This window comes from Streptomyces orinoci, from assembly GCF_003121295.1.
Taxonomy (GTDB): Bacteria; Actinomycetota; Actinomycetes; order Streptomycetales; family Streptomycetaceae; genus Streptomyces; species Streptomyces orinoci.
Genome location: NZ_PHNC01000023.1, coordinates 1 through 10,471, shown reverse-complemented (window position 1 = coordinate 10,471; position 10,471 = coordinate 1). Strand labels below are relative to the sequence as shown.

At 71.6% G+C, this 10,471-nt stretch carries 13 protein-coding genes; 8 read left to right on the top strand and 5 right to left on the bottom strand.

Going from position 1 to position 10,471, the window contains the following annotated elements; all coding sequences use genetic code 11:
• From CV755_RS14435 to CV755_RS35125, 3 genes are all read right to left on the bottom strand, one after another.
• Positions 1 to 187: hydrogenase subunit MbhD domain-containing protein (locus CV755_RS14435; protein ID WP_109280645.1), on the bottom strand; the 187-nt coding region annotated here is incomplete at its 3' end.
• Entirely contained in the window at positions 180 to 611 is a 432-nt protein-coding gene (locus tag CV755_RS14430) for a monovalent cation/H+ antiporter complex subunit F (RefSeq protein ID WP_109280644.1), read from the bottom strand. The genes CV755_RS14430 and CV755_RS14435, both read right to left, overlap by 8 nt.
• Positions 612 to 779, bottom strand: coding sequence for a hypothetical protein (locus tag CV755_RS35125; RefSeq protein WP_164503291.1), 168 nt, complete (start codon positions 777 to 779; stop codon positions 612 to 614). It abuts the gene before it with no gap.
• Positions 780 to 1,134: 355 nt separating this feature from the next.
• Between CV755_RS35125 and CV755_RS14425 the strand changes: the two genes are divergently transcribed.
• The 8 genes from CV755_RS14425 to CV755_RS14390 all read left to right on the top strand — a co-directional run bounded on the left by CV755_RS14425 (position 1,135) and on the right by CV755_RS14390 (position 8,493).
• Complete coding sequence (locus tag CV755_RS14425; RefSeq protein WP_109280643.1) at positions 1,135 to 1,722, top strand: hemerythrin domain-containing protein; 588 nt, start codon at positions 1,135 to 1,137, stop codon at positions 1,720 to 1,722.
• A 116-nt stretch (positions 1,723 to 1,838) separates the two neighbouring features.
• The gene (locus CV755_RS14420) at positions 1,839 to 2,798 is read left to right on the top strand and encodes a TIGR03557 family F420-dependent LLM class oxidoreductase (protein WP_109280642.1); all 960 of its coding nucleotides are present in this window, start codon (positions 1,839 to 1,841) and stop codon (positions 2,796 to 2,798) included.
• Between the two features lie 39 nt (positions 2,799 to 2,837).
• Positions 2,838 to 4,643 carry a thiamine pyrophosphate-requiring protein gene (locus CV755_RS14415; protein WP_109280641.1) on the top strand — a complete coding sequence of 602 codons (1,806 nt, stop codon included), beginning with the start codon at positions 2,838 to 2,840 and terminating at the stop codon, positions 4,641 to 4,643.
• Positions 4,643 to 5,083 carry a hypothetical protein gene (locus tag CV755_RS14410; RefSeq protein WP_109280640.1) on the top strand — a complete coding sequence of 147 codons (441 nt, stop codon included), beginning with the start codon at positions 4,643 to 4,645 and terminating at the stop codon, positions 5,081 to 5,083. The genes CV755_RS14415 and CV755_RS14410 overlap by 1 nt, the downstream gene beginning before the upstream one ends.
• On the top strand, positions 5,080 to 5,670 hold the full coding sequence (locus CV755_RS14405) for a gluconate 2-dehydrogenase subunit 3 family protein (RefSeq protein ID WP_161968694.1): 591 nt from the start codon (positions 5,080 to 5,082) through the stop codon (positions 5,668 to 5,670). Before CV755_RS14410 ends, CV755_RS14405 begins: the two co-directional genes overlap by 4 nt.
• Positions 5,667 to 7,322 (top strand): GMC family oxidoreductase, encoded by a 1,656-nt coding sequence (locus CV755_RS14400; RefSeq protein WP_206608435.1) that lies wholly within the window; start codon positions 5,667 to 5,669, stop codon positions 7,320 to 7,322. Before CV755_RS14405 ends, CV755_RS14400 begins: the two co-directional genes overlap by 4 nt.
• On the top strand, positions 7,319 to 7,954 hold the full coding sequence (locus CV755_RS14395; protein ID WP_109280638.1) for a diguanylate cyclase: 636 nt from the start codon (positions 7,319 to 7,321) through the stop codon (positions 7,952 to 7,954). Before CV755_RS14400 ends, CV755_RS14395 begins: the two co-directional genes overlap by 4 nt.
• On the top strand, positions 7,951 to 8,493 hold the full coding sequence (locus CV755_RS14390; protein ID WP_109280637.1) for a type 1 glutamine amidotransferase domain-containing protein: 543 nt from the start codon (positions 7,951 to 7,953) through the stop codon (positions 8,491 to 8,493). Before CV755_RS14395 ends, CV755_RS14390 begins: the two co-directional genes overlap by 4 nt.
• A 98-nt stretch (positions 8,494 to 8,591) precedes the next feature.
• Here the strand turns inward: CV755_RS14390 and CV755_RS14385 are convergent, their stop codons facing one another.
• Both CV755_RS14385 and CV755_RS14380 read right to left on the bottom strand, forming a co-directional pair.
• Complete coding sequence (locus CV755_RS14385; RefSeq protein ID WP_109280636.1) at positions 8,592 to 9,347, bottom strand: nucleotidyltransferase domain-containing protein; 756 nt, start codon at positions 9,345 to 9,347, stop codon at positions 8,592 to 8,594.
• Positions 9,348 to 9,509: 162 nt separating this feature from the next.
• Entirely contained in the window at positions 9,510 to 10,412 is a 903-nt protein-coding gene (locus CV755_RS14380; protein ID WP_109280635.1) for a serine hydrolase, read from the bottom strand.
• Positions 10,413 to 10,471 lie beyond the last annotated feature (59 nt).

Sequence of the window (10,471 nt, the reverse complement as noted above, 5' to 3'; positions counted from 1 at the left end):
CCGCGGAGCCCACGGCCAGCTGGGAGAGCCCCACATCGGGCGCCTGCAGGACGGTGAACAGCAGCGCCAGGCCCAGGCCGAGCAGGGAGAGCAGGATGGCCTGCCGGGCCGGGTCCCGGTTGAGCACGGCGGCGGTGGCGGCACCGGCCACCAGCAGCAGGGAGAGCACGGTCAGGGTGTCAGCCACCGCGGACCGCCCTGGTGGTGACCACCCCTCCGGCGATCAGCAGCACCCCGATCGCCAGCAGTTTGAGCATGGCCCGGCCGGGACCGGTGACCACACACAGCGGGATGACGACGGCGGGGGTGCCGATGAGCACCGCGGGCGTCAACAGCCTTGCCCCGGGCGGGTTTTCACCGAGTTCCTCGCCCAGCAGCCGGGCGAAGACCAGGGTGCCGGCGGGCCCCAGCACACAGGTGACCAGGGCCAGGTCCACATAGGAGGTACGGCCGTAGCCCTGGGCGAGCAGCAGGAAGACCAGGCACAGCAGCAGGGTGGCCATGTTCTGGGACACCACCCGCCGTCCGGCGCCGCCCCGGGCGGCGCCCCACAGACTGGGCCCCAGTCCGCAGACGATCAGCGCGGCGGCGGCCGCCAGCCAGGGGTTCACCTACATCACCGCCCGCCGGGCGCCGCGGGCGGCGAAGGCCGCGGCCAGGGCGCAGCCGGCCCCCACGGCGAGTTCCAGGGTGTCCACGGTGCTGATCAGTACGGTCCATACGGCGGTCAGCCCGGCCCACCATCCGGCGATCTCCGCCGCGGCGGCACCTCGCGCCATCGCTCCTCCTCCGGCTCCGGGGGCTTGTGAAGTATCGGTTACCGGCCGGCGGCCGGCGGCGATCCGGCCCCGGTCGCGTGTCGCTGCGGATGCGGGTGCCCGGCGTGTTTCCGCGGAAACGGTGGGGTTCCACTGGGCGAATGCGCCCGGCGTCGGCCCGTTGCGGATTCGCCCGAGGGCGGCGTGGGATACGGCCGAATCCCTACCGGGGGCGAGGTGTCAGTGGGGTCGCCCCGGGTAGCCGGATGCCGCGGTCGGCCCGGCCGGCGCTTTGGTGCGGGTCTGTTGTGGCTGGTCGCGCAGTTCCCCGCGCCCCTGACGGGGCACGGCCGCTTCGATGAGGAGGAATCACCAGATGGCACCCTCGAACGGCACCGAAAACACCGCCAACCGCGACGACACCGACGTCGTCGCCCTGCTGACCCGGCAGCACCGGGAGATCGAGGCCCGCCTGGACGAGGTGCTGGCGCACACCGGCTCCGAGCGCAGGCATGCCTTCGAGCGGCTGGTCCATCTGCTGGCGGTGCATGAGACCGCCGAGGAGGAGGTGGTCCACCCCTACGCCCGGCGCTCGGTGGCGGGCGGTGAGCCCGTGGTGAGCGACCGTCTGAAGGAGGAGGCGGCCGCCAAGGAGGTGCTGAGCCGGCTGGAGGGGCTGGATCCGGACGACCCGGCCTTTGTGGAGCGCTTCACCGAGCTGCGCCGGTCGGTGCTGGAGCACGCGCGGGCGGAGGAGAAGCAGGAGTTCTCCCGGCTGCGCCAGAACGGTGACCCGCACCGGCTGGAGCTGCTGGCCAAGGCGGTGCGGGCGGCGGAGGCCGTGGCGCCCACCCGGCCGCACCCGGGCACCGAGTCGGCGGCCAAGAACCTGGTGCTGGGCCCGGCCACCGCGGTGGCCGACCGCGCCCGGGACGCGGTGCGCTCCGCCCTGCGCTCCGGGTGACTGCACGCCCCCTGCCCCCGTGCACCGGGGCAGGGGGATGCCCGGCGGCTCTCGTACGTTTCGTCCCGCTCCGACCGGTTACCCGTCCAGTCTGACCTGGAGGAGGCAACGGCCCCATGACCGAGTACGGCTACTTCCTGTCCTGTGAGGAACACCCCCCGCAGGCCCTTCTGGAGCAGGCCCGGATGGCCGAGCAGGCCGGATTCACCTCCTTGTGGATCTCCGACCACTTCCATCCCTGGACCCGGGAACAGGGTCAGAGTGCGTTTGTCTGGTCGGTGATCGGCGCGCTGTCCCAGGTCACCTCGCTGCCGGTGTACACGGCGGTGACCTGCCCCACCGTGCGGCTGCACCCGGTGGTCACCGCCCAGGCCGCGGCCACCAGCGCGGTGCTGCTGGGCGAGGGACGGTTCCGGCTGGGGGTGGGCAGCGGCGAGGCGCTCAACGAGCACATTCTGGGCGGCCCCTGGCCGGAGGCCCCGGTCCGGCTGGAGATGCTGGAGGAGGCCATCCAGGTGATGCGCCGCCTGTTCGAGGGCGGCGAGGTCAGCCACCATGGCAAGCACTACACCGTGGAGAACGCCCGGCTCTACACAGTGCCGGACGAGCCCCCGCCGATCGATGTCTCCGCCTTCGGCCCGGCCTCCCTGAAGCTGGCCGCCCGGCTGGGCGACGGGCTGGTGACCACCAGGCCCGACCAGGAGGCGGTGGACCGCTTCCGCCGGGCCGGCGGGGGCGGCAAGCCGGTGTTCGGCGGCGTCAAGGTCTGCTGGGGCCCGGACCGCGAGGAGGCGGTACGCACCGCGCACCGGCTGTGGGCGGTGGAGCAGTTGCCGGGCGAGCTCAATCAAGTGCTGCCCACCCCGGCCCACTTCGAGCAGGCGTCCTCCCTGGTCACCCCCGGGCAGGTGGCGGCAAAGGTCACCTGCGGCGACGACCCGGAGGAGCATCTGCGCACCCTCCAGGCGTATGCCGAGGCCGGTTTCGACCGGGTGCACATCAGCCAGATCGGCCCCGACCAGCAGGGCTTCTTCGACTTCTACCGCACCAAGGTGCTGCCGCGCCTGACCGGCTGAGCAAGGCGAGCCGACCGAGAAGGACTTGAGAGGAAAACCGTGAGCGAGAAGGTCTCCGACTTCATTCTGGCGCGGCTGCGCGAATGGGATGTGGAACGCGTCTTCGGCTATCCCGGCGATGGCATCAACGGGCTTCAGGCGGCCTGGGAACGGGCCGGTGACCAGCCCCGCTTCACCCAGGCCCGGCATGAGGAGATGGCGGCCTTCGAGGCCGTGGGCTATGCCAAGTTCAGCGGGCGGCTGGGGGTTTGCGCCGCCACCTCCGGTCCGGGCGCCATCCATCTGCTCAACGGTCTCTACGACGCCAAGCTCGACCATGTCCCGGTGCTGGCCCTGGTGGGCCAGACCGCCCGTAGCGCGATGGGCGGTTCGTACCAGCAGGAGGTGGACCTGCACACCCTGTTCAAGGATGTGTGCTCCGACTTCCTGGAGATGGTCACCGTCCCCGAGCAGCTGCCCAATGTCCTGGACCGGGCCATTCGCACCGCCTATGCCCGCCGGGCCCCCACCGCCGTGATCATCCCCGCCGACGTCCAGGAGCTGGACTACTCCCCGCCCACCCACAGCTTCAAGATGGTGCCCTCCAGCCTGGACCGCAGCGGCTGGCAGGCGGTGCCCTCGGACGAGGCCCTCAATCGGGCGGCCGAGGTGCTCAACTCCGGTGAGAAGGTGGCCATACTGGTCGGCCAGGGTGCCGCCGGGGCCCGCCAGGAGGTGGAGCAGACCGCCGAGCTGCTGGGCGCGGGGGTGGCCAAGGCGCTGCTGGGCAAGGATGTGCTCAGCGATCAACTGCCCTATGTCACCGGGGCGATCGGCCTGCTGGGCACCCGCCCCTCCTATGAGCTGATGCGGGACTGCGACACCCTGCTGACCATCGGCTCCAACTTCCCCTATTCGCAGTTCCTTCCGGACTTCGGCTCCGCCCGCGCGGTGCAGATCGAGCTGGATCCCCATATGGCGGGCCTGCGTTACCCCTATGAGGTCAATCTGATCGGGGACGCCCGGGCCACCCTGCAACGGCTGCTGCCGCTGCTGCGCCGCAAGGACAAGCGCGGCTGGCAGGAGGGGGTGATCGAGGGGATGAAGCGCTGGCGGGAGGTGATGGAGCGGCGGGCCGCGGTCGGCGCCGAGCCGGTCAACCCCGAGTATGTCGCCCGGGCGCTGTCCCCGCTGCTGCCCGAGGACACCATCCTCACCTCCGACTCCGGCTCGGTGGCCAACTGGTACGCCCGCCATATCGAGATGCGCGGCACCATGCGCGGTTCGCTGTCGGGCACCCTGGCCACCATGGGCCCGGGCGTGCCCTACGCCATCGGCGCCAAGTTCGCCCATCCGGGCCGCCCGGTGGTGGCCCTGGTCGGGGACGGGGCGATGCAGATGAACGGCATGGCCGAACTGATCACCGCCATGAAGTACCACTCCGAGTGGGAGGATCCGCGGCTGGTGGTGGGCGTGTGGAACAACCAGGACCTCAACCAGGTCACCTGGGAGATGCGGGCGATGAGCGGCTCGCCGCAGTTCCTGCCCTCCCAGCACATCCCGGACGTCTCCTATGCGGCCTTCGCCCGCCAGATCGGGCTGGGCGGCATCCGGGTGGAGCGCCCGGAGGATGTGACGGATGCCTGGCGTGAGGCGCTGGCCGCCGACCGTCCCACCGTGGTGGAGGTGCTCACCGACCCGGCGGTGCCGCCGATCCCGCCGCACGCCGACTGGGCCCAGATCGAGGCCACCGCTGCGTCGATCATCAAGGGTGACACCGACCGCAAGGGCATGATCCGCCAGGGCGTCAAGGCGAAGATCCAGGAGTTCCTGCCCGGCGGCCCCAAGCGCTCGGGGGACTCCTGATGATGCGCGCCAAGTCCCGTACGGTCCGGGCGGTGTACGACATCCGGCACGGCCGGCTGGAGCGTTCGCTGTCCCTGCTGACCGCCGCCGGATCGGCCATCACCGCCGCCGAGATCTATCTGGAGCACGACCGGGCCGGCTTCGGCAACCGGGTGATGTGGTGGCCGGTGCTGCTGGGACCGGTGGGGGTGGCGGCCGGAATGGCGGGTTTCCGCAGTGAGCGGGCCGCCCACACCTGGCTGCCGCTGGCCTCCGCCGCCATCGCCGCCAATGGCCTGCAGGGCACCTATCTGCATATCCGGGGCATCGGCCAGAAGCCCGGGGGCTGGCGGATGGCCCGTTACAACATCGAGCTGGGACCGCCGCTGTTCGCCCCGCTGCTGATGAGCATGGTGGGCGGGATGGGGCTGCTGGCGAGCGCGTTGCGGAGGGAGCGGTGAGGCGTTCCCCTGTGAGCCAGGCCGGTGGAGTGGCCGGACGGGCCGGTGACTGGGACACCGCCACCGCCGGGGTGGTGCTGGCCCGGCTGGGTCCCCGCCCCCAGCCGCCGCTGAGCTTCTTCACCCCCGCCGAGGAGGCCGCCGCCGAGGCGCTGCTGGACCATCTGCTGGCCCGCCGCCCCGGCGACCCTCCGGTGCCGGTGCTCTCCGTGATCGACGCCCGGCTCTCCACCGGACAGGGCGACGGCTGGCGCTATGCCGACCTTCCCGAGGACGACCGGACCTGGCGCCGCTCACTGGCCGCCCTGGACGAGGACGCCCGGCTGCGCCATGACGGCCGTACCTTCGCCGCCCTGGACTACGGCGACCAGGACCGGCTGCTGCATCACATCAAGCAGCTGGGCTCCCGCGACTGGTACGGCATGCCCGCCTCCCATGTCTGGACCCTGTGGACCCGCTACGCCACCGCCGCCTACTACGCCCACCCCCACGCCTGGGACGAGATCGGCTTCGGCGGGCCCGCCTATCCGCAGGGCTATCTGCGGCTCGGCCGCGGTCTGCGGGAGCCCTGGGAGGAGCCCCGGTGAGCGCCCCCTGGTGGCAGACCCTCAAGGAGACGGCCCGCCCCCAGGGCGATATCCGCCGCCGCAATGCCTCCGCCTGGCTGCCGCATGTCACCGAACTGCGGTCATCCATGCGCCACTTCGCCGACCAGGACGAGGTGGACATGGTGGTGGTGGGCTGTGGCGCGGGCGGCGCCACCTTCACCCAGCGCCTGGCGCACGCCGGCTGGCGGGTGGTCTGTCTGGAGGCCGGCCCGTTCTGGGACCCGGAACGGGACTGGGTCAGTGACGAGTCCGGCTCCCACCATCTGTACTGGAACGAGCCCCGGGTGATCGGCGGCAGCCATCCGGTTCCCCTGGGCTCCAACAACTCCGGGCGGGGCGTGGGCGGTTCCATGGTGCACTTCGCCGGTTACGCCCCCCGGCTGCACCCCTCCGACTTCCGCACCCGCACCCTGGATGGGGTCGGCGCCGACTGGCCGCTGTCCTACGAGGAGTTGCGCCCCCACTACCGGCGCCTGGAGCAAGAGCTCCCGGTGGCGGGCCAGTTCTGGCCCTGGGGCGACCCCCATCCGCACCCGCACCCGCCGCACCCGGTGGGCGGCAATGGCGAGGTGATGCTCCAGGGCTGCGCGGCCTTGGGCATCGAGGCGCGGGTGGGCCCGGTGGCGATCGTCAACGGCCGCTTCGGCAACCGCCCGCACTGTATCTACCGCGGCTTCTGTCTCCAGGGCTGCAAGGTCAACGCCAAGGCCTCGCCGCTGATCACCCATGTCCCCGACGCCATTGTCCATGGCGCGGAGATCCGGGCCGACGCCATGGTCACCCGGGTGGAGACCGATCCCCAGGGCCGCCGGGTGACCGGCGTCCGCTATGTCCGCCGGGGCCGGGAGCACTTCCAGCGGGCCGCGGCCGTGGCCATCGCCGGCTACTCCATCGAAACTCCCCGGCTGCTGCTGAACTCCGCCAACTCCCGCTTCCCGGACGGTCTGTGCAACGACCACGACCTGGTGGGGCGCTATGTGATGGTGCAGGGCGCTCCGCAGACCGCCGGCCGCTTCCCCGACGAGATCCGGATGTACAAGGCGCCGCCGCCCGAGGTGAGCACCGAGGAGTTCTATGAGACCGACCCCGGCAAGCCCTACCGCCGCGGCTATGCCATCCAGACCGTCTCCCCGCTGCCCATCACCTGGGCCGAACACGTCGCCCAGCAGGGCCACTGGGGCAAGGACCTGCGGCAGCGGATGACGGACTACTGCCACTGGGCCACCCTGGGCGCGCTGTGCGAGTTCCTGCCCCAGGCGCGTAACCGGGTGACCCTGGCGGACGAGAAGGACCGGCACGGCCTGCCCGTCGCCCGCTTCGACCACTACCACTGCGACAACGACGACCTGCTGCTGGAAGCCGCCACCCGCACCATGGAACGCATCCTGCGGGCCGCCGGCGCCACCGAGCTGATGACCATCGAGCGCTATGCCCATCTGGTGGGCGGCTGCCGGATGGGCCGCACCCCCGAAGAGGGCGTGGTGGACGCGGACTTGCGCACCTTCGCCATCCCCAACCTCTTCATCACCGACGGCAGTGTGCTGCCCACCCAGGGCAGCGCCAACCCCGCCCTGACCATCATGGCCCTCGCCGACCGGGCCGCCACCCAGCTGACCGGAGGCACCCCATGACCGACCGCGGATCCGTCTCCGTGGAGGACGCGACCACCCGCTATCTGATGTACGGACTCCTGCCGTCCTGGTTCGTCCCCGGCGTCGCCGACTGGGTGATGCACCGCCGCACCCGCATCGAGGAGACCTCCGGCACCAAGGAGTCCCTGATCCACTCCCTGATGATGACCGAGGTGGGCGTCCCGATCGTGCTCACCCTGCTCTACGAGGTCAACCCGCTGCTGCTGTCCGTCCAGTTGGGCGCGGCGGCCTGCCATGAGGCCACCGCCCTGTGGGACGTACGCACGGCGGTGCACAGCGACCGTGAGGTCAAGCCCGTCGAACAGCACATCCACAGCTTTCTGGAATCCCTTCCCTTCGCCGCCCTGGCCTCCCTGATGTGCCTGCACCACGACCAGGTGCGCTCCCTGCTGCGCGGCGGCCGCGGCAACCCGGCCGCCTGGCGTCTGGTCCCCCGGCGCCGGCCGCTGCCGCGCCGCTATCTGGCCGGAGTCGCCCTGGCCGTGGGCGCGTTTGTGGCCCTCCCCTACGCCGAGGAACTCACCCGCTGTCTGCGCGCCCGCCGCCGGGGCAAACACCGCCGTCCGGCACCGCCCCAGGAGTATCTGGAAATGGAAAGGATCGCATCGTGAAGGTCGCATTCCTCACCGCCCCCGAGGGCGTGGAACAGGTTGAACTCACCGACCCCTACCAGGCCGTTGAGAAGGCGGGCGGCACGCCCACCCTGATCTCCCCCAAGTCCGGGAAGGTCCAGGCGTTCAACCACCTGGACAAGGCCGACACCTTCCCGGTGGACAAGGTGCTGGCCGACACCTCGGCCGCCGAGTACGACGCCCTGGTGCTGCCCGGCGGCGTGGCCAATCCCGACTTTCTGCGCATGGACGAAAAGGCGGTCGCGTTCGTCCGCGACTTCTTCGAGCAGGGCAAGCCGGTGGCCTCGATCTGCCATGGCCCCTGGACCCTGGTGGAGGCCGATGTGGTACGCGGCCGCACCCTGACCTCCTGGCCCAGCCTGCGCACCGACATCACCAACGCGGGCGGCGTCTGGGTCGATGAACAGGTCAAGGTCTGCACCGGCGGCCCCAACGCCCTGATCACCAGCCGTAAGCCGGCCGACCTGCCCGCCTTCTGTGAGGCGTTCCTCCGCGAATTCGGCAAGGCTTCCGGCTAGGGGCGCGCTCCGTAAGGTACGCGGGGCGGGGCTGACGGGCGGCTCCGCCGGATGGGCGCGACCGGCCATGGGACAATGGGGCACCCCGCACCCGGCAGCTATGCGCCCAGAGCGGCCGCGAACAACCCCTCCGCCTCCGCCACCGCCCGTACCAACACCTCAGGCTCCGGCCGGAGTTCACCCAGCACACCGTCAACGCCCCGCAGCCCCGCCCGCGACAACAGCCCCTTCTCATTGGTGACCCACTCCCCCCGCGCCGCCAGCACCGCATGTGCCGTCTGAAGCGCGGCGGTTGCCACCGCGCCCGCCAGCTCGGTGACCCTGCCCCGCCGGGCATGGGCGTCCAGTGCGTAACGGAGCGTCAGCTCCGCCCGCTCCCGCCACACCGGCGGGGCGGCCCGGCGCAGCGCCCCGGGATAGGCGGGCCGGGGCAAGGTGCCGTACAGCACCCGGTTGACGGCCAGTTCGGCCACCACCAGGTAGCTGGGAATGCCCGCCAGGTGGAACATCAGCGGCTCCCAGTGGAAGCGCCCCTCCCGGCACTCGGCCAGTTGATGTTCCACCACCGCCAAGTCCCGGTAGTGGATATCCACCCGCCGGCCCTCGATGGTGAACCAGCCGCCGCCGTTGAAGACCCCACCGCCCCAGCCGCCGATTTCGGAGGCCTCGCCGTCCCAGCCGATGGCCCGCAGGTCCGCCGGGTCGAAGCGGCCCCGGTAGTGGACGGCCAGATCCCAGTCGCTGTCCGGGCGGTGGGTGCCCTGGGCCCGGGAGCCGCCGAGAGCGACCGCCTGGACACCGGGCAGAGCGGCAAGCCGGCCGGTGATCCGGCTGAGGAAGACTTCATCGGTCATGAGTGGTTCCCGTCGTGCGAAGTGGATGCCGGAGCTCGAAGGGCACACCGCGGCGGACGCTCGGCGCGCAGGCCGGCCGGCGTCGGGGAATCGGCGTGCCGGGGTCATCACTTCACGGGCCCGAGCCTATCGCCTCGCCGGAACCGGCGGACAGGCGAGCCGTCAGCGGTCCCTCAGCTCATCGTGCAGACCCCGGGCCACCTGCGCCATCACCGCCTCCGCCATGGGCTGTACGGCCGCCGGCACGGTGGACTCGGTCAGCGCCGCGATGGCGTACCGGGACCCGTCCTCGTGTTCCACGACGCCCATCTCATGGCGCAGATTGAGCAGGGTGCCGGTCTTGGAGGACCATTGGGAGGCGTCCGAGCCGAAGTCGGGGGCCGGCCGGTGCCGGATGACGTTCTGGCCCATCAGCGCCCGCACCCCGGCCGCCACCGTCCCGGGGATCCGGGTGGGCACCCATAGGGCCTGGAGCAGATCGACGCAGGCACGGGCGGTCCCCGAGTTGGCGCGGCTGACGTCCAGTTGGGGAACCGGGTGTCCATGCCCGGCGGTGCGGGAGCCGATGGCCAGCGAGTGGGCGAGGTGGACGCCCCTGGGCCCCAGCCGCTCCACGGGGGTGTCGGTGAGCTCGCGCATCGGATGGCGGACGGTGATGCCGCCGATCCCGGCCTCGCACAGCGCCCGCTGCACCTCGGCGGGCGGGACCAGCCCGAACAGCGCGTCCGCCGCGGCGCTGTCGCTGAGTGAGGTGCTGAGGTAGAGCAGATCCTCCACCGCGATCCGGGCCGGGTGGCGGAATCTGCTCAGCCCCACCGGTCCGGCGGAGGTGGCGCGCCCCGGTGGCACATCGATCATCGCGGCTCCGTCGATCCGCCCGTCCCGGACGCGTTCCAGTACGGCCATCGCCAGCGGCACCTTCACCAGCGAGGCCAGCGGCAGTTCGGTATCCGGGCTGATCCCCAGTTCCTCCCCCGTCGCCAAGTCCCGGACCAGGAACGAGCCGGTCAGACCGCCGTCCTTGAGCAGGGCCCGCAGCTCCCGCACCGCCCGCAGCCCGCTCATATCCCCTCCCCCTGCCCGTCCGGTACGCCCAGACAGCGTGCGATCGGCTCCCATAGCCC

Coding starts and splice junctions, on each gene's coding strand:
- CV755_RS14425 (WP_109280643.1), top strand. CDS start 1,135: ATGGCACCCTCGAACGGCACCGAAAACACCGCCAACCGCGACGACACC.
- CV755_RS14420 (WP_109280642.1), top strand. CDS start 1,839: ATGACCGAGTACGGCTACTTCCTGTCCTGTGAGGAACACCCCCCGCAG.
- CV755_RS35125 (WP_164503291.1), bottom strand. CDS start 779: ATGGCGCGAGGTGCCGCCGCGGCGGAGATCGCCGGATGGTGGGCCGGG.
- CV755_RS14395 (WP_109280638.1), top strand. CDS start 7,319: ATGACCGACCGCGGATCCGTCTCCGTGGAGGACGCGACCACCCGCTAT.
- CV755_RS14385 (WP_109280636.1), bottom strand. CDS start 9,347: ATGACCGATGAAGTCTTCCTCAGCCGGATCACCGGCCGGCTTGCCGCT.
- CV755_RS14380 (WP_109280635.1), bottom strand. CDS start 10,412: ATGAGCGGGCTGCGGGCGGTGCGGGAGCTGCGGGCCCTGCTCAAGGAC.
- CV755_RS14410 (WP_109280640.1), top strand. CDS start 4,643: ATGATGCGCGCCAAGTCCCGTACGGTCCGGGCGGTGTACGACATCCGG.